The 19,581-nt window shown below is 68.7% G+C and carries 18 protein-coding genes; 8 read left to right on the plus strand and 10 right to left on the minus strand.

The genetic code is table 11. The annotated features are described in order from the left end of the window. Window positions 1-19: 19 nt before the first annotated feature. From PX554_RS01360 to PX554_RS01370, 3 genes are read right to left on the minus strand one after another with little or no spacing between them, the layout of a single operon-like run. Window positions 20-766, minus strand: a complete 747-nt coding sequence (locus PX554_RS01360; protein WP_275498306.1) for a DsbA family protein — start codon at window positions 764-766, stop codon at window positions 20-22. A gap of 27 nt (window positions 767-793) precedes the next feature. Further along, window positions 794-1,468, minus strand: coding sequence for a DsbA family protein (locus tag PX554_RS01365; protein ID WP_275498307.1), 675 nt, complete (start codon window positions 1,466-1,468; stop codon window positions 794-796). After that, complete coding sequence (locus PX554_RS01370) at window positions 1,465-2,007, minus strand: DUF721 domain-containing protein (RefSeq protein ID WP_093225328.1); 543 nt, start codon at window positions 2,005-2,007, stop codon at window positions 1,465-1,467. The genes PX554_RS01365 and PX554_RS01370 overlap by 4 nt, the downstream gene beginning before the upstream one ends. 50 nt (window positions 2,008-2,057) lie before the next feature. Between PX554_RS01370 and PX554_RS01375 the strand changes: the two genes are divergently transcribed. Genes PX554_RS01375 through nudC form a run of 3 tightly spaced genes read left to right on the plus strand, consistent with a single transcriptional unit; the run spans window position 2,058 to window position 5,247 of the window. Beyond that, window positions 2,058-3,062 (plus strand): A/G-specific adenine glycosylase, encoded by a 1,005-nt coding sequence (locus tag PX554_RS01375; RefSeq protein ID WP_420833413.1) that lies wholly within the window; start codon window positions 2,058-2,060, stop codon window positions 3,060-3,062. Further along, entirely contained in the window at window positions 3,059-4,381 is a 1,323-nt protein-coding gene (locus PX554_RS01380; protein ID WP_275498312.1) for a serine hydrolase domain-containing protein, read from the plus strand. Before PX554_RS01375 ends, PX554_RS01380 begins: the two co-directional genes overlap by 4 nt. Next, entirely contained in the window at window positions 4,378-5,247 is an 870-nt protein-coding gene (nudC, locus tag PX554_RS01385) for an NAD(+) diphosphatase (protein ID WP_275498314.1), read from the plus strand. Before PX554_RS01380 ends, nudC begins: the two co-directional genes overlap by 4 nt. Window positions 5,248-5,329: 82 nt before the next feature. On the opposite strand, the gene PX554_RS01390 is transcribed toward nudC, so the two are convergent. Next, entirely contained in the window at window positions 5,330-6,220 is an 891-nt protein-coding gene (locus PX554_RS01390; protein ID WP_093225324.1) for a prephenate dehydratase, read from the minus strand. A 107-nt stretch (window positions 6,221-6,327) separates the two neighbouring features. Between PX554_RS01390 and PX554_RS01395 the strand changes: the two genes are divergently transcribed. Beyond that, window positions 6,328-6,993, plus strand: coding sequence for a c-type cytochrome (locus PX554_RS01395; protein WP_275498318.1), 666 nt, complete (start codon window positions 6,328-6,330; stop codon window positions 6,991-6,993). A gap of 202 nt (window positions 6,994-7,195) precedes the next feature. Here the strand turns inward: PX554_RS01395 and PX554_RS01400 are convergent, their stop codons facing one another. Both PX554_RS01400 and PX554_RS01405 read right to left on the minus strand, forming a co-directional pair. Further along, a complete protein-coding gene (locus PX554_RS01400; protein ID WP_093225322.1) occupies window positions 7,196-8,080 on the minus strand; it encodes an LOG family protein in 885 nt (294 codons plus the stop codon). A 70-nt stretch (window positions 8,081-8,150) separates the two neighbouring features. Beyond that, window positions 8,151-8,798 (minus strand): extensin family protein, encoded by a 648-nt coding sequence (locus PX554_RS01405; protein ID WP_275498322.1) that lies wholly within the window; start codon window positions 8,796-8,798, stop codon window positions 8,151-8,153. Between the two features lie 204 nt (window positions 8,799-9,002). Between PX554_RS01405 and PX554_RS01410 the strand changes: the two genes are divergently transcribed. The 3 genes from PX554_RS01410 (at window position 9,003) to PX554_RS01420 (ending at window position 13,168) form a co-directional block, all read left to right on the plus strand. Further along, entirely contained in the window at window positions 9,003-10,145 is a 1,143-nt protein-coding gene (locus PX554_RS01410) for a phosphoserine transaminase (RefSeq protein WP_275498324.1), read from the plus strand. A gap of 118 nt (window positions 10,146-10,263) precedes the next feature. After that, the gene (gene serA, locus PX554_RS01415; RefSeq protein ID WP_275498326.1) at window positions 10,264-11,841 is read left to right on the plus strand and encodes a phosphoglycerate dehydrogenase; all 1,578 of its coding nucleotides are present in this window, start codon (window positions 10,264-10,266) and stop codon (window positions 11,839-11,841) included. A gap of 223 nt (window positions 11,842-12,064) precedes the next feature. Further along, a complete protein-coding gene (locus PX554_RS01420; RefSeq protein ID WP_275498328.1) occupies window positions 12,065-13,168 on the plus strand; it encodes an ATP phosphoribosyltransferase regulatory subunit in 1,104 nt (367 codons plus the stop codon). Window positions 13,169-13,286: 118 nt separating this feature from the next. On the opposite strand, the gene PX554_RS01425 is transcribed toward PX554_RS01420, so the two are convergent. Beyond that, window positions 13,287-14,612, minus strand: coding sequence for a dihydroorotase (locus PX554_RS01425; protein ID WP_275498330.1), 1,326 nt, complete (start codon window positions 14,610-14,612; stop codon window positions 13,287-13,289). 44 nt (window positions 14,613-14,656) lie between these two features. Between PX554_RS01425 and ygfZ the strand changes: the two genes are divergently transcribed. Continuing rightward, window positions 14,657-15,397 carry a CAF17-like 4Fe-4S cluster assembly/insertion protein YgfZ gene (ygfZ, locus tag PX554_RS01430; RefSeq protein WP_275498333.1) on the plus strand — a complete coding sequence of 247 codons (741 nt, stop codon included), beginning with the start codon at window positions 14,657-14,659 and terminating at the stop codon, window positions 15,395-15,397. A gap of 256 nt (window positions 15,398-15,653) precedes the next feature. Here the strand turns inward: ygfZ and PX554_RS01435 are convergent, their stop codons facing one another. The 3 genes from PX554_RS01435 to PX554_RS01445 all read right to left on the minus strand — a co-directional run bounded on the left by PX554_RS01435 (window position 15,654) and on the right by PX554_RS01445 (window position 19,581). Next, entirely contained in the window at window positions 15,654-16,778 is a 1,125-nt protein-coding gene (locus tag PX554_RS01435; RefSeq protein ID WP_093225311.1) for an OmpA family protein, read from the minus strand. Between the two features lie 135 nt (window positions 16,779-16,913). Beyond that, the gene (locus PX554_RS01440) at window positions 16,914-17,417 is read right to left on the minus strand and encodes a DUF2793 domain-containing protein (RefSeq protein ID WP_275498337.1); all 504 of its coding nucleotides are present in this window, start codon (window positions 17,415-17,417) and stop codon (window positions 16,914-16,916) included. 1 nt (window position 17,418) lies between these two features. Beyond that, window positions 17,419-19,581: a phage tail protein gene (locus tag PX554_RS01445; RefSeq protein WP_275498340.1), complete on the minus strand. Its 2,163-nt coding sequence runs from the start codon at window positions 19,579-19,581 to the stop codon at window positions 17,419-17,421.

Raw genomic sequence — 19,581 nt, forward strand, 5'->3', positions numbered from 1 at the left:
CCCCGACTGGCCTAGCGCGTTACAGCGCGCCGGCGGCCTTCAGCGCGGGTTCGAGCTGCTCGTACGCCGCCGCATTGGGCACGACCTTGCCGTTGACGATGAAGGTCGGCGTGCCGGTGATGTTGTATTTCTGATTGGCGGCATCGGTCTGCTTGGCGATCGCCTCGAGCGCCTTGCCGTCGGCGAGGCACGCCTTGGCCTTGGCCTCGGGCACGCCGCGCTGCTTCACGAAATCGAGATAGCCGTAGAAGTTGGCGAGGTACGAAATGACCTCCGTGGGCGTCGCGGTGTTGAGCTTGGCCTGATCGGCGGCGGGGATCTGGTCCTTGCGGTAGATCAGCGATTCCTGGTTGGCGAACATCTGGTCGAGCATCGGGAAGAACTGCGCCGGCTCGACACACTGGCCGAGCAGGATCGGGCCGAGATCGAGCTGGTTGTGAACCGGATAATCGTGGAATTCGTACGAGAGCTTGCCTGCCGCGATCGGCCCGGCCTTCAGCTTGGGCAGACCTTCGGCATCGAACACGCCGCAATGCGGGCAGGTGCGCGAGCCATATTCGATCAGCTTCACCGGCGCGTCCGGGTTGCCCATGCGATAGCCGCCGTCATCGGTCTTGGCGACGGTATCCACCCAGCTCTGGCCGGCCGGCGCGGGCTTGGCGGCGACCGGCGCCGACGTCGCGCCACTGCCGCCGGTATCGGCGGCGGGCTTGCAAGCGGCGAGGGTGATCGCCGCGACGATCGCGACCGACAAACGCATGGTCATTCTGAGTTAGCTCCTGGAGAAAAAGGGTCAGTGGGCGCCGGCGGCACGCAGCGCCTTTTCGAGATCGGCCCAGCCTTTGTATTCATAGGGCTTGCCGTTGAGCACGAAGGACGGGGTGGAGCGCACCTCCTTCCACGATGCGTCGCTCAGCTTGGCGATGGCGGCGATGCCGGCCTCGTCGGCGAAGCACGCGTCGATCGCCGCGTCGCTCATCCCGCGCCCGCGCATCAGTTGGTCAAGCCCGCCGCCGGTCGCGATCTTCTTCAACTGCGCGCCGACCGGATAGCTGGCCAGTCGCGCGCCGTTGATCTGGTCATAGTCGAACGCGCGCGGCAGCCATGCCTGCTGCTGCGCGAAGATCGCGTCGGTGGTCGCCGAGAAGCCCGCCGGGCCGGCGCAGCGCGCGAGCTGCGCGGCGGCGAGATCGACGCGATCCCGCACCGCGTTGCGCACTTCGATGCTGGTCGAGCCGGACTTCACGAACGTGTCCTTGAGCGTCGCGGCTGACTCGGCGCTGAACGCGCCGCAATGCGGGCAGGTGTAGCTGAGATATTCGATCAGCTTCACCTTGGCTTTCGGGTTGCCGATCACATAGGCGCCGCTCGCGGTCTTGCTCGCGACCTTGGTCCAGTCGGGCGCGGCGGCGGCGGGGAGCGCTGCCAGCCCCAGAATCACCAGCAGAGCCGCCAGCCAACGCTTCATTCCTCACCCTTCCCTACTGTCGGCGCGCCGCGCGTCGATGCGACGCCCGCCGCCAGCGCCTCGAGCACCGCTTTCAATTCCGGGTCCGCGATCGCCCGCAGGCTGGCGCCGAGCTCGACCGGCACTGGCTTGAGCGACGGCGGCGCGGCGCGCGGGCGGGGCGCGGGCACGTCGCCCTGGCGGATCAGCACGCGCGCGACCGCGTCATAGCCGAAGAAGCGGTTGACGCGCTCGACGATCTCGGGCGCGATATGCTGCATCATCGTCGCATGCGCGCCGCGCACGACCAGGTTGAGCGTGCCGCCGCTGCGCTCGCCCTGCGGGAACTTGATCGATTCGGGCGCGGACACGCCGGCGTAGCGGCTGCCGACGATCTCGCCCCAGCGCGTCACGACGGCGCTCTGGACGAAGCCGAACCGGCGGAAGGCGGTGCGAGTCGCGTCGGGCAGCAGTTCGGCGACCGCGCGCGCGCCGCCGCCGCGACGCGGCGCGGGCGCCGGTTCGGTGGGAGGGCGACGTTTGCTCATCGCGCAGTCCATGCCATAGCCGGGGCGTGCGCGCCAAGCTTCCTTCCAACATCGCCGGGCCTTTGCTCGACTGGTACGATGCGCATGCCCGCGCCTTGCCGTGGCGCAGCCCACCCGGACATCCGCGCGCCGCCCCGTACCGCGTGTGGCTGTCCGAGATCATGCTCCAGCAGACCACCGTCGCGGCGGTGCGGCCCAAGTTCGAGATGTTCGTCGCGCGCTGGCCAAGCGTGGATGCGCTGGCCGCGGCCGACGAGGCCGAGCTGATGGCCGCCTGGGCGGGGCTCGGCTATTATGCGCGGGCGCGCAACCTGATCGCCTGCGCGCGGGTGGTCGCCGCGGCGGGCGCGTTTCCCGAGACCGAGGCGGGGCTGCGCGCCTTGCCGGGCGTCGGCGCTTATACCGCCGCCGCGATCGCCGCGATCGCCTTTGGCGAACGCGCGGCGGTGGTCGACGCCAATGTCGCGCGCGTGGTGGCGCGGCTGTTCGCGATCGCCACGCCGCTCCCCGCCGCGATGGAGACGATCCGCGCCGCCACCGACACGATCACCCCGGCCGACCGGCCCGGCGACTTCGCGCAGGCGATGATGGACCTAGGGTCGAGCGTCTGTACGCCGCGCAACCCCGCCTGCCTCGCCTGCCCGCTCAGCGCAGCGTGTCTCGCGCATGCGGCGGGCATGGCCGATGCCTACCCGGTCAAACCCGCCAGGGCGGCGAAGCCGCAGCGCTACGGCACGATCTTCTGGCTGGAGGATGCCGGCCGCGTGCTGTTGGTGCGCCGCCCGCCCAAGGGTCTGCTCGGCGGGATGCGCGCGCTCCCGACCGGGCCGTGGGCCGCCGCGCCGCCGGTGCTGGCGGACGCGCCGGTGCGGTCGAACTGGCAGATGCTGTCCGGCACGGTGGGGCATGTCTTCACCCATTTCCGCCTCGAACTCGCGCTTGCGATCGGCCAGGCGCACGGGCATGCGGTGGCCGGCGAATGGTGGCCCGTCGCCGATCTCGAATCAGCCGGGCTGCCGACCGTCTTCGCCAAGGCCGCCGCTGAAATCAGGAGAGTGACCGCATGATCCGACAGATCGCTTCCGGGGCCGCGCTGGCCGCATTGCTGGCGAGCGGCGCGCTCGCGTTCCAGGCGATGCCGGCCTCCGCGCCCGCGTCCGTGGCCACGGCGAGTCCCCTGCCCGACACGCAGGCATTGTTCGAATCCTACGTCCGTACCGACAAGACGCCCGGCATCGTCGGCGCGTTCGGCGCGGGCGACCTGCCGACCGTGTTCGTCTCGGCCGGGCGCATCGCCGACGAGGCGACCGCCCCGGCCGCCGGGCCCGACAGCCTGTGGCGGGTCTATTCGATGACCAAGCCGATCACCGCGCTCGCCGCGATGATGCTGATCGAACAGGGCAAGATCGGGCTCGACCAGCCGGTGTCGGACTTCATTCCCGCGTTCAAGACGATGCGGGTGCAGATCAGCCCCGATTCGCTGGCGAGCAAACCCGCCGCCAGCCCGATCACGATCCGCGAGCTGCTGACCCACACCGCCGGCCTCGGCTATACGATCATCACGCGCGGGCCGCTGCTCGACGCCTATGAGAAAGCGGGCATCACCCCCTTCACCGCCGACGCCAAGAGCGAGGCGAAGATGCGGCTCACCCGCCCCAAGACGCTCGAGGATTTCGCCAACACGGTCGCCACGCTGCCGCTGATCGCCGAGCCGGGCACCAAATGGAGCTATTCGATCGGCCTCGACGTGATGGGCCGCGTGATCGAGGTGGCGAGCGGGATGCCGTTCGATCGCTTCCTGCAAACGCGCATCTTCACGCCGCTCGGCATGACCTCGACCTATTTCACCGTGCCGGGCAGCGAGGCGAAGCGGCTGGCGACCGGCTATGTCTGGGTCGGCGACGGGCGCGTCCCCCTCGATCGGGGCGCGAGTTCGGTGTTCCTCCAGCCGCCGAGCTTCCCCTATGGCGGCGCCGGGCTGGTCTCCTCGGCGCGCGATTACGATCGCTTCACGCACCTGTTGCAAGATGGCGGCGCGCTCGACGGGGTGCGGCTCGTCAAGCCGGAGACGGCGGCGCTGATGATGTCGAACCTGCTGCCGCCGGGCGTGACCTATACCAGCGTGTCCGGCGCGACCGGCGGCACCGCCGGCGGCGCCGCGACGATGGGCTATGGCGCGGGCGGCTCGGTCACCCTCGTCGATGTGCCGGGCGGCGCGCGCAAGGGCACCTATGCCTGGGGCGGGGCGGCCGGAACGATCTTCTGGGTCGATCCGGTACGGCGCTTCCGCGGCACCGTCATGGTCAACTATCTGCCGAGCGACAAATGGCCGATCCGCAGCGATGTCGCCAAGGCGTTGCGCACCGATCTGGCGCGCTATCGGTGATCGCGCCCGGCTTCACCGGCGGACTGCTCGACCGGTCGGACGCGCTGCGCCACGATCCCGAAGGCTTCGCCGCCGCCGCGCGTGATCCCGCCGCGCGGCTGCTCAGGCTCGATGGCTATGAGCCCGACGTGGACGGCGAGGGCCGGCTGATATGGACCGGCATGGCGGACGCGCCGGAGGACGCCGAACTGGTATTGCTCGGGCTTGATGGCGGCGTGCCGTATTTCACGGCCTTCTCGGCGGCGGGGGCCGCGCCTTCGCGTCGCTCGGCGCGGCTGATGGATCTGCTCGGCCGGTTCGCCCCCGGCGAGGCCGCGACCTATGCGGGTGCGCGCAGCGTGCTCGATTGGCACGCGCGCCACCGCTTCTGCGCCAATTGCGGCGCACCGACCGAGATGTTTCGCGCCGGCTGGGCGCGCCTGTGCCCGAACTGCCACGCCGAGCATTTTCCGCGTGTCGATCCGGTCGTCATCATGATCGCCGAACATGAGGGGCGTGCGCTGCTCGGGCGGCAGCCCACGTTTCCACCGGGGCGCTATTCGGCACTGGCGGGATTCCTCGAACCCGGCGAAAGCATCGAGGAAGCGGTCGTGCGCGAGATCGCCGAGGAAGCCGGCGTGCGCGTGCGCGAGGTGCGCTACATCGCCAGCCAGCCCTGGCCGTTCCCCTCCTCGCTGATGATCGCGTGCATCGGCTGCGCCGACGACGACCGCATCACGCTCGACACCAACGAACTTGAGGATGCGATGTGGGTGCCGCGCGAAGAGGTGCGCCGGATCCTCGCGGGCGAACCGGGTTCGTTCCTGCCGCCGCCGCCCTATGCGATCGCCAACACGCTGCTGCATGCTTGGGCCAAGGACGCTTAGCCCAGACCGTTCGGGTCGAGCGACATCGAGACACCTGTGCTCCCGCGCATGTCCCTCGATTTCGCGCGGGAATGCGGTGGCCTCAGCCCCGCGCCCGCGCCCTCGGATACGCGCCCAGCACGCGCATCGATTTCGAATGGAAGCCCAGTTCCTCCAGCGCGCGGTCGACATTGGGGTCGCCGGGGCGGCCCTCGATATCGCAATAGAATTCGGTCGCGGCGAAGGTGCCACCCTGCTGATAGCTTTCCAGCTTGGTCATGTTGACGCCGTTGGTCGCGAACCCGCCCATCGCCTTGTAAAGCGCGGCGGGCACGTTCTTCACCTTGAAGATCAGCGTCGTCATGAACGGCCCCTCGCCGGTGGGCGGATGGCCGGCGCGCGCCAGCACGACGAAGCGGGTGGTGTTGTGGTCGGCGTCGGCGATGTCGGTGGCGAGCGTTTCCAGGCCGTAAATCTCGGCGGCGCCCGGAGGGGCGAGCGCGGCGGTGGCGGGGTCGCCGAGTTCGACCACCATCGCCGCCGCACCCGCGGTATCGGGATAGCTGACCGGCGCGATGCCGTGCTCGCGCAGCCAGTGGCGGCATTGGCCGAGCGCCTGCGGATGGCTCATCGCGTCCCGCACGCCGCTCACCGGCCCCAGCCCCATCAGCGCATAGCGGATCGGCAGGAAATGTTCGCCGGTGATGGTCAGCCCCGATTCGGGGAGCAGGAAATGGATGTCGGCGACGCGCCCATGAAGCGAATTCTCGATCGGGATGATCGCGCAGTCCGCAAGCCCCTCGCGCACCGCGTCGATCGCGTCGGAGAAGTCGAAACAGGGCAGCGGCAGACAGCCCGGAAACGCTTCCAGCGCGGCGATGTGCGAATTGGCGCCCGGCGCGCCCTGGAACGCGACCGCGCGGTGCGGCGCGGCGGCGGCTTGTTCGATCATGCGCGCGACGATCGGTCGCGCCGGTGCTGCGAAATTTTCCATGATCGGCGAGGCCCTAGCGATGGCGCCCGCCGCGCACAAGCTTGGCTTGCGGTGGCGTGCCGGCGAATCTAAGGGTGGAGATAATATCGGAGAGGGGCCACGCAACGATGGACAGCCGTACAAACACGATCGCGGGTTGGACGCTGGGCGCGTGTGCCGCCGCGCTGGCGCTGACCATCGCGGGCAGCACTCTGTTCACGGCGGAAAAGCCAGAGAAAGCCGGCTACCCGGTCGAAGGCGTCGCCGCCGATGCCGGCGGCGGCGAGGCCGAGGAACCGATCGCCAACCTGCTCGCCAAGGCCGATGCCGCCCACGGCGCCGAAGTCTTCAAGAAATGCGCCGCCTGCCACACGATCAACCAAGGCGGCGCCAACGGCATCGGCCCGAACCTGTGGGGCACGGTCGGCGAGGCGAAGGGCCAGGGCAAGGGCGGCTTCGCCTTCTCCGACGCGTTGAAGGGCAAGGGCGGCGCCTGGGATTTCGAGGCGCTCAACCAGTGGCTCGCCAGCCCGCGCAAATACGTGCCCGGCACCAAGATGACCTTCGCCGGTCTGTCGTCCGCCAAGGACCGTGCCGACGTGATCCTCTACCTCAACCAGCAGGGTTCGAACCTGCCGCTGCCCGCCCCGCAAGCCGGCGCGCCGACCGCGACCGACGCCAAGGCACCCCCCGGTGCCGCCCCCGCCGCGCCGGGCGAAGAAGCCAAGCCGAGCGCGGAGGGCCTGTCGAATGTCGCCACGCCCGCGAACGCGGCGGCCCCTGCGGAGAAGTGACCACCCTATCCGTTCGCCCCGAGCGAAGTCGAGGGGCCAACGAAGCGTAGGTGCCTCGACTTCGCTCGGCACGAACGGGTGGGTTGACGTGCCTGACGCTCAGCCCCCGTTCGTCCTGAGCGAAGTCGAAGGACGTGCCGCAAGCGCATGCGCTCAGGCATGCGCTCCGACTTCGCTCAGTGCGAACGGTCGAAGAAGCGGATCACTCCGCCGGAAACACCGCCGGATCGGCGTCACGGTAGAAGTCGCGTACCACGTCCCAGCCTTCCTGCGCCGTCTCGACGAACTTGAAGATGTTGAGATCGCGGCGCGAGACCACCCCTTCCTCGACCAACGCCTGAAAATCGACGACGCGGTTCCAGAAATCGCGACCGTAGAGCAGCACCGGAATCGGCGCGATCTTACCGGTCTGGATCAGCGTGAGCAGCTCGAACAGTTCGTCGAACGTGCCGAACCCGCCGGGGAACGCCGCCAGCGCGCGCGCGTGGAGCAGGAAATGCATCTTGCGCAGCGCGAAATAGTGGAACTGCATCGACAGCGCCGGGGTGACATACCGGTTTGGCGCCTGTTCGTGCGGCAGCACGATGTTGAGGCCGATCGATTCATGCCCCGCCTCGGCCGCGCCGCGGTTGGCGGCTTCCATGATCGAGGGGCCGCCGCCCGAACAGACGACGAAGTGGCGCTTGCCCGCCTCGTCGTTGGGGAAGCGGCTCGCCAGGCCGGCGAGTTCGCGCGCGACATCGTAATAATGCGATTTGGCGACCAGCCGCTCGGCGATCACCCGCGCTTCATCGCCCTGCGCGAGATCGAGCATCGCCTGCGCCTTGGCAGGCTCCGGGATGCGCGCCGAACCGTAGAACACGAAAGTCGAGGCGATGTTCGCCTCTTCGAGGATCAGTTCGGGCTTGAGCAGTTCGAGCTGGAAACGCACCGGACGCAGATCCTCGCGCAGCAGGAAATCCATATCCTGGAAAGCGAGGCGGTAGGCCGGGGTTTCGGTTTGGGGGGTGCTGACGCCGGTCTTGGCTTTTTCGGCATCCTGGCGAGCGCGCGGAAAGACGCGCGACGGTACATGGGTATCACTCATTTGGCGCTATGTAGGGGATAGTGGGGGGAGATTGAACCCCGGCGAGCACGATCCTCTCACCGCTCGCGCCTTACCGGCAGAAGCTCTTGTGATCGTCCTCCAGGTGAAGATGGTTGCGATGCACCGCGTTGTAATCGGGGCTGAGCACCGTGCCGAAGCGCTTGCACGCCGAATCGTGCAGGACGCGGAGGAACGCGCGGACTTGCGGAACGGGCGATTGCCAGCCGTTCAGCACGCTGATCCGCCGCCCGTCCTCGAGCACGAACGCCCCGACATCGACCGCGTTGGCGATGGCGTGACCGGACAACATCGGCCGCGCCGTGCCCACCGTGTTGCGGCAGGCGTAGGTTCCCATGCTCTCGACCCGTACCAGATCGCTGCCGAGCATCTGGCGCGCGGCCGGGACCGCCGCGTGCCGCACCCAGCCGCCGAAGCTCCGCGCGAGGCCGCAGCGCATCGCGGTCAGGTTGGTGACGGGCACGCCGATGTCGATCAACTGCACCGCGCCGGCGACCCGGCAACCGCCGCCATAGTCACGATCCGCGAGCGGACTGAACCGCACCGCCTCGCGCGAAAGATCGGTGTAGCAGGCCTGCGTCTCCCGGCTGGTCGGGATCGCGAGCGTGACCGGTTTCGATCCGCGCGGGCGCGGGGCGGGCCTGTTGCTGCCGCATCCGGCCAGCATGGCGAGTGCCGGCAGCACCAGCCACTTCGTCATGCCGGACTTGTTCCGGCATCCACCTGTCAGCGAACGCAACACGCACCGTTCTTGCTGCACCGTGGACGCCGGAACAAGTCTGGCATGACCGGTTTGAGATGAAGCGAACAACGCATCTGGTTGACACCCCGCCGATCGACGTTACAGCCGGCCCCGGGCCACGCGGTCCCAACGCCGCGCGTGCTCTCTGCAAGGAGAGACTATATGACTGACCTACCCGTGCTTCCTGCGCATAAGCCTGCGCGCCCCTTCTTCAGCTCCGGCCCCTGCGCCAAGCCTCCGGGCTGGTCCGCCGACGCGCTCGCCACCGAATCGCTCGGCCGTTCGCACCGCTCGAAGATCGGCAAGACCCGCCTCGCCTATTGCATCGATCTGATGCGCGAGCTGCTCAACCTGCCCGACACCCATCGCATCGGCATCGTCCCCGGCTCCGACACCGGCGCGTTCGAGATGGCGATGTGGACGATGCTCGGCGCGCGCGGCGTCACCACCCTCGCCTGGGAAAGCTTCGGCGAAGGCTGGGTGACGGATGCCGTCAAGCAACTGAAGCTCGATCCGACCGTGATCCGCGCCGATTACGGCCAGCTTCCCGATCTCACCACCATCGACTGGTCGACCGACGTGCTGTTCACCTGGAACGGCACCACCTCGGGCGTCCGTGTTCCGAACGGCGACTGGATCGCCGACGATCGCGAGGGTCTCTCGTTCGCCGACGCGACCAGCGCGGTGTTCGCCTATCCACTGCCGTGGGACAAGATCGACGTCGCCACCTTCTCCTGGCAGAAGGTGCTGGGCGGCGAAGGCGGCCATGGCGTGCTCATCCTCGGCCCGCGCGCGGTCGAGCGGCTGGAAAGCTACACCCCGGCCTGGCCGCTTCCCAAGGTGTTCCGCCTGATGGCGAAGGGCAAGCTCGCCGAGGGCATCTTCAAGGGCGAGACGATCAACACCCCGTCGATGCTGGCGGTCGAGGATGCGATCTTCGCGCTCGAATGGGCCAAGTCGATCGGCGGTGCCGAAGGGCTGATCGCGCGCAGCGACGCCAATGCTGCCGCGCTCGATAAGATCGTGTCGGAGCGCGACTGGCTCGGCCATCTCGCTGAGAACGAAGCGTCGCGCTCGAAGACCAGCGTGTGCCTGACGGTGAAGGGCGCGGACGAAGCGTTCATCAAGACCTTCGCCGGCCTGCTCGAAAGGCAGGGCGCGGCGTTCGACGTCGCCGGCTACCGCGATGCCCCGGCGGGCCTGCGGATCTGGTGCGGCGCGACGGTCGACACCGCCGATATCGAGGCGCTCGGGCCGTGGCTCGACTGGGCCTATGCCACCGTCAAGGCGCCGGTCGCCGCCTGAGCCGCTACCCGTAAAGCGGGCCAACTCTCCTCCGTTCGCCCTGAGCTTGTCGAAGGGCGTGTCCAGGACACGTGCTTCGACAAGCTCAGCACGAACGGGTTTCGAAGGACTTGATGACATGCCTAAAGTTCTAATCAGCGACAAAATGGACCCCAAAGCCGCGCAGATCTTCCGCGAACGCGGCGTCGAGGTCGACGAGATCACCGGCAAGACCCCCGAGGAGCTGAAAGCAATCATCGGCCAGTATGACGGGCTCGCGATCCGCAGCTCGACCAAGGTCACCAAGGACATCCTCAGCGCCGCGACCAACCTCAAGGTGGTCGGCCGCGCCGGCATCGGCGTCGACAACGTCGATATCCCCGCCGCCTCCGCGGCCGGCGTGGTGGTGATGAACACCCCCTTCGGCAATTCGATCACGACCGCCGAGCACGCGATCGCGCTGATGTTCGCGCTCGCCCGCGATCTGCCCGAGGCCGACAAATCGACTCAGGCCGGCAAGTGGGAGAAGAACCGCTTCATGGGCGTCGAAGTGACCGGTAAGACGCTCGGGCTGATCGGCGCCGGCAACATCGGCTCGATCGTCGCCGATCGCGCGCTTGGCCTGCGCATGAAGGTGGTCGCGTTCGATCCGTTCCTGTCGCCGGAACGCGCGCTCGAACTCGGCGTCGAGAAGGTCGAGCTCGATGAACTGCTCGCGCGCGCCGACTTCATCACGCTGCACACGCCGCTCACCGACCAGACCCGCAACATCCTCTCGGCCGAGAATCTCGCCAAGACCAAAAAGGGCGTTCGCATCATCAACTGCGCGCGCGGCGGGCTGATCGACGAGGCGGCGCTCAAGGCGGGACTGGACGCGGGCCATATCGGCGGCGCGGCGCTCGACGTGTTCGTCACCGAGCCGGCCAAGGAATCGCCGCTGTTCGGCACGCCCAACTTCATCTCGACCCCGCACCTCGGCGCATCGACCAGCGAAGCGCAGGTCAACGTCGCGATCCAGGTCGCCGAGCAGATGGCGGATTATCTCGTCTCAGGCGGGATCACCAACGCGCTCAACGTGCCGTCGCTGTCGGCGGAGGAAGCGCCGCGCTTGAAGCCGTACATGGCGCTCGCCGAAAAGCTCGGCAGCCTCGTCGGCCAGCTCACGCGCGGCGCGGTGCCGCGCATTTCGATCCATACCGAAGGGGCCGCGACCGAGCTCAACCAAAAGCCGATGGTGTCGGCGGTGCTGCACGGCTTCCTGCGGACCCAGACCGACACGGTCAACATGGTCAACGCGCCGCTGCTCGCCAAGGAGCGCGGCATGGAAGTGCGCGAGGTGAAGACCGAGCGTGAGGGCGATTATCACACGCTGCTGCGCGTCTCGGTCAAGACCGACGCTGGCGAGCGTTCGGTCGCCGGCACGCTGTTCGGCGACGCCGCGCCGCGTCTGGTCGAGCTGTTCGGCATCAAGGTCGAGGCCGATCTCGCTGGGCCGATGCTCTACGTCGTCAACGAGGACGCGCCCGGCTTCATCGGCCGGCTCGGCTCGCTGCTCGGCGAATCGGGCGTCAACATCGGCACCTTCCACCTCGGCCGCCGCTCGGCGGGCGGCGAAGCGGTGCTGCTGCTGTCGGTCGACGAGTCGGTCACGCCCGAACTGATCGCCAAGGTCCGCGATCTGGCGGGCGTGAAGACCGCGATGGCGCTGGCGTTTTAAACCGGCCTTGGGGGTGAGCGCGATGCTCACCCCCCGTTCGCCCTGAGCGAAGTCGAAGGGCGTGCCCGGAGCGCTCTGCGTGCGAAACACGTGCTTCGACTTCGCTCAGCACGAACGGGCGCCGATGACCGTCCGCGCCAATCCACCCACTGTTCTTCCTGTGCAGAGAAACTACAGGGCATCGAACAGACCGCCCAACCGGGCTTCATGGATTGCCGCACTGATGACCTCCCTCCTCCCCCAAGGTTTCCGCGATCGCCTGCCGCCCGTCGCCGACGCCACCGCGCGGCTCGAACAGGCGGTTCTCGGCGCGGCGTTCCAGCACGGCTATGAGCGCGCGGATCCCGCGCTTGCCGAATTCGAGCAGGGCCTGGCAGGGCGGCTCAAATCGGCGACCGCGCAAGATGCGGTGCGCTTTGTCGATCCGGTCTCGCAGCGCACGCTGGCTATCCGGCCCGACATCACCGCGCAGATCGGCCGTATCGCGGCGACGCGGATGGGCCATCACCCGCGCCCGGTCCGCCTCTCCTATGCGGGTCCGGTGCTGCGGTTGCGTGCCTCGCAGCTCAGCCCCGAGCGCGAATTGCTCCAGATGGGCTGCGAGCTGATCGGCCTAGATACGGTCGCGGCGGCGGCGGAGATCGTTGGGGTTGCGGTCGAGGCGCTGGAAGCAGCGGGCGTGCGTGACATTTCGATCGATTTCACTCTGCCCGATCTGGTCGGAATTCTCGCCAACGGGCCGCTGCCGATCGACCCAGCGCAGATCGCCGCGCTAAGCGAGCGGCTCGATGCCAAGGACGCCGGCGGCGTGGCGGAGATCGCGCGCGCGTATCTGCCGCTGGTCGAGGCGGCGGGGCCGTTCGAGGCGGCTCACCACCGGCTCTGCGCGTTCGACGCCGGCGGCGCGCTCACCTCGCGGCTCGACGGGCTGTGGGCGATCGCTGAGGGGCTCAAGGGCCGCGTCGGGCTGACGCTCGATCCGACCGAGCGGCACGGCTTCGAATATCAAAGCTGGCTCGGCTTCTCGATCTTCGCGAGCGGCGTGCGCGGCGAGATCGGGCGCGGCGGCACCTACACGATCGTCCACGAAGATGGCGCTGAGGAGGCGGCGGTCGGCTTCTCGCTCTACGCCGATGCGATCGTCGCAGCGGGGCTCGGCGAGATGGACCGGCGGCGGCTTTTCGTGCCGCTCGGCACCGATCCGGCGCTGGCGGCGGCGATGCGCCAAGCGGGCTGGGTCACGGTTGCGGCGCTCGAAGCGGGCGACACGCCCGAAGCGCAGCTATGCACGCATCTGCTCGCGGAGGGCGACGCGCGGGCGCTCTAAGAGCGCCCGTTTTACCTCCGTTCGTCCTGAGCTTGTCGAAGGACGTGCCACAGATGCTGCGTTTGCGGCACGTGCTTCGACTTCGCTCAGCACGAACGGATCATCTTACGATCGGACCTTAACCAAACTCGACCGCTTCGAACCGTATCGGCTCACCCACCGCCGCCTCGGCCAGCGCGCCGTCCCACATCACGCGGTTGCCGCGCACGATCGTGCCGATCGGCTTGCCGGTCAGTTCCATCCCCGTGAACGGCGACCAACCGCAGCGCGACGCCAGCCAATCCTCGGTGATCGTCCAGCGCGCCTTGAGATCGACGATCGAGAAATCGGCGTCATAGCCGACCGCGATGCGGCCCTTGCCGACGATCCCGAAAATCCGCTGCGCGCCCGCGCTGGTCAGGTCGATCACGCGCTGGAGCGTGGTACGCCCTTCGGCGACATGGTTGAGCAGTAGCGGCAGCAAGGTCTGCACCCCCGGCATGCCGCTCGGTGACTCGGGATAGGGCTTGGCTTTCTCCTCGATCGTATGCGGCGCATGGTCGGAGCCGATCACGTCGGGAACGCCCTGCCGCAGCCAATGCCACAGCCCGTCGCGGTGTGCGCCCGAGCGGATCGGCGGGTTCATCTGCGCATAGCTGCCGAGCCGGGGATACGCCTCCTCGCCCGCGAGCGTCAGGTGCTGCGGCGTCACCTCGCAGGTGGCGATGTCCTTGTGCTGCGAGAGCAGTTCGAGTTCCGCCGGCGTGGTGACGTGGAGCACATGAATTCGCCGCCGCGCCGCCCGCGCCAGCGCGAGGATGCGCCGCGTCGCGAGCATCGCGCTTTCGTCGTCGCGCCGCACCGGATGCGACGAAGGATCGCCAGGAATGCGCTCGCCGGCGCGGGCGTTCATCCGCGCCTCGTCCTCGGCATGGATCGCGACGCGGCGCTTGCCCGAGGCAAGCACTTCGGCGAGCGACGAATCCTCCGAGACGAGCAGGTCGCCGGTCGAGGCGCCCATGAAGATCTTCACCCCCGCCGTGCCCGGCATCCGCTCCAGCTCGGCGAGGTCGGGCGCGTTCACATTGGTCGCGCCGACATAGAAAGCGTGGTCGCACCACATGCGATGATGCGCGCGGGTCAGCTTGTCGGTGATCGCGGCGGCGCTGTCGGTGTTGGGCTTGGTGTTGGGCATTTCGAACACCGCGGTCACCCCGCCGAGCACGGCGGCGCGGCTGCCGCTTTCGAGATCCTCCTTGTGGACCAGACCCGGCTCGCGGAAGTGGACCTGCGTGTCGATCACGCCGGGGAGGATGTCCAACCCCGTGCAGTCGATCGTCTCGCCCGCATCGCCGCTCACGCCGATCGCCGCGATCTTGCCGGCGACCACGCCGACAGAGGTTTGCGCCGGGCCGCTCGGGAGATGCACCGTACCGCCCGTCAGCATCAGATCGAACCGTGCCATGTCTGCCTCTTTCGCTTGTGTCTCAGCCCTCCTACCTGTTGACGATGACCGAAACCACCCCGACGCTGCTCGCTGGCCGCACGCTCATCCGCATCGCCGGAGACGACCCGCGCGGCTTTCTGCAAGGCCTGCTCACGCAGGATGTGATCGGGCTCGATGCCTCGGGTCCGCGCTGGGCCGGGCTGCTGACGCCGCAAGGCAAGGCGCTGTTCGATTTTCTGCTATGGGCAGACGGCGACGCGGTGCTGATCGACTGCGAGGCGAGCGCCGCCGAGGCGCTCACGCGGCGGCTTTCGATGTACCGCCTGCGCCGCGCGATCACGATCGAGGCGGTCGAGGGCGGGGTGCATTGGTCGTCGCTGCAGGGCGCGTTCGCCGATCCGCGCCTGCCGGATCTCGGCTTTCGGTGGATCGGTGCGGCGGCGGGCGAACCCGCCGATGCGGCGTGGCGTGCGCATCGGCTGGCGCGCGGCGTGACCGAGGGTGTCGGCGAACTCGGCAGCGATCAGACGCTCTGGCTCGAATGCAACGCGCGCGAGCTGAACGGCGTCAGCTTCACCAAGGGCTGCTATGTCGGGCAGGAGAATACCGCACGGATGCACCATCGCGCCAAGGTCAACCGCCGGCTGGTAGTGGCGCCATTGGGCGAGCCGGGCGACCGGACGCGCGCATCCTATCCCGAGCTTGGCCTGATGGTCGAACTTCGCCGGATCGAAGCGCTTAGCGACGCGGTGCGGCCGGCGTGGTTGGAGGCGGCTTTGGCCGACACCAGCGCAATCTCGTAGCTCCGACCGGAACCCGAACCCCGCTCGTCCTGAGCGAAGTCGAAGGACGTGTCACAGGCGGCTCGCTCAGAACACGCACTTCGACTTCGCTCAGTGCGAACGGATGCGGATTGGGACCGCGTTTCAGAAGCCGGCGACGGCAATCCGACCGGCAGATACTGAACCGCGCTGCGGCGTCGTCGCTGCCCTTCCAACCACGCAAAAAAGGGGGCCGGTTTCCCGACCCCCTCTCTTGCGACTTTCGTCAAGCTCGGGCTTAGTTGCCCGAACCCGGACCGTAGGTGATTTCCACGCGACGGTTCTGCACTTCGCGAACGCCGTCGGCGGTCTGAACGCGCAGATGGGCGGGGTCTTCGCCGAACGCCTGCGTGGTCATGACGCCCTCGGGGATCGAGTGAGCCGACAGGTAAGCCTTCACCGAGTCCGCGCGACGCTGCGACAGGCCGATGTTGTACTTCGGCGTGCCCGAGCGATCGGTGAAGCCGGCCAGCATGACCTGCGCGTTGCCGCACGACTGGTACTGGCTGATCGCGTTGTCGAGGATCGACGCCGCTTCGGCCGTGATGTCCGACTTGTCCCACTCGAAGAACACGATGAACGGACCAGGCGAGCAGACCACCGGGGGCGGCGGCGGCGGAGGGGTGGGCTCCGGCGGCGGCGGCGGGGGCGGAGGAGGCGGCGGCGGCGGAGCGGCAGGCTCGCCGAAGTTGTAGGTCAGGCCACCGAGCAGGCTGTGCGAACGATAGCGCGTCTCGTAGCTCGCGCCCTCGACACCGACCAGCTTGACGTTGTCGGCGTTGAAGAAACGATACTTGAGCGAGATGTCGACATGGTCCGAGAGCGGCGCGCGGACGCCCGCGATGCCCTGCCATGCGAAGACGGTGTCGCTGTCGTCGAGGATCGCGGCGCGGTTGCCGGCGCGGACGCCCGCCATCGACACGCGCGCGACACCGACACCGCCGCCGACGAAGCCCTGGATGGCATTGTCGTCGCCGAAGTCGAGCAGGCCGTTGACCATGAAGCTCAGCGCCGACGTGTGGCTGTGCGGGCTGTTATAGTTGCCGGGGGCCGCGAAGCCGCCGGGGGTCGTCACGAACGGGCTGTTGACCGACGAGCGATAGTCGTCGCCCTTGGCGAACTTGTAAGCGACTTCGCTCTCAAGCCGGAACATGCCGAGGTCGTAACCGATGACGCCATCGACGTCGTAACCGGTCTTCGTCTTGTAGGTCGAAGCCGACGGCACGTTGCCGATATCGAACTTCGAGTCTTCGACGATCATACCGCCGCCTTCGACGCCAACATACCACGACTTGTCGCGGGCAAGAGCTGGCGTTGCGAGAGCAGTGGAGGCAAGCGCGATGATAACGGCTAGCTTCCGCATAGAAATCCCCTTTCATTAGGTGTCACTCGGACAGCCCAAACTCCCTAGGACGGGGTTGGTTTCCACGCAAGCGCACAAATACCTGGGACTGTTGCAGAAGCGCAACATCCAAGGACTTAAAGGGGTTTCAGCCGGTTAACCGGCGATCAACCCGTGTGTTTGCAGTGCAGCAAGAATCGCCGCGATCGCGGCTCTCGCCTCGGCATCCACCACGTCTCCGTTCACAGGCGCGGCGATGGCGGATTGCTGCGCCGCAACAACACGAACGCCGTCGATTTCCACGCGTGATCCGCGAACCACGCCGACGCTCCAGCCCTCCCCGTCGAACACCGCTTCGCAACCGTCGGCGAGGTTCCACACGCGCATGCCCGTTCTGGGCATGCAGAACCGCCACCCGCCCACGGTCCAGCCGGCGAGATGCCGTGTGCGTCCTGCCCAAAGGCCGCTCGGCGCGTCGCCGACGATCCAGCACTGCCCCGGCACGGGCGTCGCCGGCGGTGTGTCGATCGCCATCGCGACCACCACCGGCTGCGCGAACAGATCCAGCAGCGCCAGCGCTTCGTTATGGGTCAGCTCCTTCTGCGCCTGCCCGGCGCTGAGCAGCGGCAACGCCAGCCGCGCGGTAACATCGTCAGTCATGTCATGCCTCCCAGGCGGGGATGAAAAGCGCCGCGGCGGTCGATGCGCCGGCCGAACCGATCTGGCGGATCGAAACGCTCACCCCCGCGGCGCGCTCGGCGACGGTGAGGATGTGCACGGGTTCGCTGGTGTCGATGCTCGGCCCGGTTCCGATCGTCACCCGGTAGAGTTCCCGCTCCTCGGCGAGCGGGGCGTCGACGCCGTCGAGCCAGCGCCACCCCGCGCGACTGCGGCGCGTCCAGGCGATCGCGGCATCGCCCCCGCCAAGCTCGCGCCAACGCAGTCCGACCGGCGCGGGCGGCAACACCGATATGCCCGCGATCACGGTTCGCGCCGCGCCCGGCCCGGCGACATCCCCCACGCCGGAGGCCAGCACGCGGATCTCGCCCCCGAGCGCCGCGAGCGGCATGTCGAGCGCGACGAGCGTATCGCGCTCGATCAGCACGACACGATCGCCGACGGCCTGCGTCCCGATCGCCGCCTCGGTGCCCCGCCGGCCGCGATACAGGTCCGACAGTCGCCAGCGTGTCGCACCGATCTGCTCGGCCGTGCCGAACTGGAGCAGTTCGTCACCGCACAGGACCAGGTTCGCGCCCGCGTCGAGCGCCCCCGGATTCGCGCCCATCAGCACCATGCCCGCGTGCGCGAGCTCGACCTCGAACCGCGAACGACGGTCGCGCAGCGTGGCGGGCACGGCAAGCGGCACCGAAACGAGCATGCCGAGCGTCGCGGGCGCGGCCGTTGCCCCGGCGCTAGACCAACGCGCGCCACCGTCGAGGCTGTGCAGCAGCGCCGCGCGCCGCCACCCCGGCGCGGTGCCCGCCGCCGCGATCATCACGCGCGGCGCGCTCAGCATGCCGTCGTCGAGCGGAGGAATCTCGAAGACGTGGACGATCGTCGTCCCGGCGACGCTATCGGGCGACGGCAACACCCGCCCCCCGCTCCCCCTTGCCGGCAGCGCCGCGGCGGCGAGCCGGACGCAGTCGAGCGACAGCACCATCTGTTCGAGCGACCAGCCGGTCACCCGCCACACCCCCGCCTGCCCCTCGATCGTGACACGCGCGCCCGGCGCGATGCCGATCGCATCCCAGCCGAGCGCGACGGTCCGCCGCACGCGCGCCGCCTCGGCGCGGGCCAGCGTGGCCGCCGCCATCGTCTTGGCACTGTCCGCATCGAGCGCGGCGGGCATGTCGATCTGCTGCTCGGTCTGGCCCGCGCCGGGGCGCCGCGCGCGCTGCACGCCGGCCTGATACTCTCGCGCCGGATCATAATGCCGCAGTGTCACCGAGCGCGGCACGCTCTCGATCGCGGCGGCCGCGCTCACCGACCGCGCGCCGCCAAGCACCCCCGCCGCGAACCCTGCGTCGGCGATGATCCGCTCGGGGCCGCCGCCCGCGCGCATCGCCAGCCCCGCGCCGCTCGGCGCGAACCATCCGCCGGTGGCCACGCCGATCGTCTCGATCACGCCGCGCACATTGCCATAGGCCGCGAAGCCCGGCAGCGGCAGCGTCGCCGCCGCGCCATCGATCAGCCCGCCCGACACCGCCGCCGCGATCGCGCCGGCGGCGACCGGGGCGGGATCGGCGATCACCTCGAAGGTGAGCGAGGGAATCCGGTTGCCGTAATCGGCGAGCTGAAGGCCCTCGAACACCGCATAGGCGATTCCGCGATGCGCCGGCGCCAGCGCCACGCCTTCCGCCGAGGCGATCAGGGGATCGGCCTCCTGGTCCTCGCCGCCAAGGTGCAGGCGGAAGCCGGTCGAGACCTTGAAGTCGCCGGCGGCACCGCGCAGCAGGTTGCCGTCGGCCCAGATCCGCCCGACGCGCTGGATCGGCCGCCCTGACAGCGCCACCGCGAACGAGGCCGAATAGCTGTAGCTGGTCACGCTCGGCTGCCCCTTGCCGCCGCCTGCCGTGCTCCGGCTTTCGATCAGGTCGGTCGACCAGATCACGCAGCCCGCGATCCGCATCGTGCCGAACACCTGCTGGATCGGCGTGCCGTAAGAGGATGTCTGCACCGCCAGTTCGGTCAGCCGCGGCCCCTCGCGCCCCTTGGGCTTGAAGATCACGTCGCGGTCGATCGCCTGTCCCAGCACCGCGCCGATCGCACCGCCGATGGGGCCGCCGATCACGCTGCCGATCGTCGTCAGCACCAGCGTCGCCAT

This window comes from Sphingomonas pollutisoli, assembly GCF_029167165.1.
Lineage (GTDB): Bacteria > Pseudomonadota > Alphaproteobacteria > Sphingomonadales > Sphingomonadaceae > Sphingomonas > Sphingomonas pollutisoli.

Coding starts and splice junctions, on each gene's coding strand:
- PX554_RS01360 (WP_275498306.1), bottom strand. CDS start 766: ATGACCATGCGTTTGTCGGTCGCGATCGTCGCGGCGATCACCCTCGCC.
- PX554_RS01365 (WP_275498307.1), bottom strand. CDS start 1,468: ATGAAGCGTTGGCTGGCGGCTCTGCTGGTGATTCTGGGGCTGGCAGCG.
- PX554_RS01370 (WP_093225328.1), bottom strand. CDS start 2,007: ATGGACTGCGCGATGAGCAAACGTCGCCCTCCCACCGAACCGGCGCCC.
- PX554_RS01380 (WP_275498312.1), top strand. CDS start 3,059: ATGATCCGACAGATCGCTTCCGGGGCCGCGCTGGCCGCATTGCTGGCG.
- PX554_RS01390 (WP_093225324.1), bottom strand. CDS start 6,220: ATGGAAAATTTCGCAGCACCGGCGCGACCGATCGTCGCGCGCATGATC.
- PX554_RS01395 (WP_275498318.1), top strand. CDS start 6,328: ATGGACAGCCGTACAAACACGATCGCGGGTTGGACGCTGGGCGCGTGT.
- PX554_RS01400 (WP_093225322.1), bottom strand. CDS start 8,080: ATGAGTGATACCCATGTACCGTCGCGCGTCTTTCCGCGCGCTCGCCAG.
- PX554_RS01405 (WP_275498322.1), bottom strand. CDS start 8,798: ATGACGAAGTGGCTGGTGCTGCCGGCACTCGCCATGCTGGCCGGATGC.
- PX554_RS01410 (WP_275498324.1), top strand. CDS start 9,003: ATGACTGACCTACCCGTGCTTCCTGCGCATAAGCCTGCGCGCCCCTTC.
- serA (WP_275498326.1), top strand. CDS start 10,264: ATGCCTAAAGTTCTAATCAGCGACAAAATGGACCCCAAAGCCGCGCAG.
- PX554_RS01420 (WP_275498328.1), top strand. CDS start 12,065: ATGACCTCCCTCCTCCCCCAAGGTTTCCGCGATCGCCTGCCGCCCGTC.
- PX554_RS01425 (WP_275498330.1), bottom strand. CDS start 14,612: ATGGCACGGTTCGATCTGATGCTGACGGGCGGTACGGTGCATCTCCCG.
- ygfZ (WP_275498333.1), top strand. CDS start 14,657: ATGACCGAAACCACCCCGACGCTGCTCGCTGGCCGCACGCTCATCCGC.
- PX554_RS01435 (WP_093225311.1), bottom strand. CDS start 16,778: ATGCGGAAGCTAGCCGTTATCATCGCGCTTGCCTCCACTGCTCTCGCA.
- PX554_RS01440 (WP_275498337.1), bottom strand. CDS start 17,417: ATGACTGACGATGTTACCGCGCGGCTGGCGTTGCCGCTGCTCAGCGCC.
- PX554_RS01445 (WP_275498340.1), bottom strand. CDS start 19,581: ATGGCGACGCTGGTGCTGACGACGATCGGCAGCGTGATCGGCGGCCCC.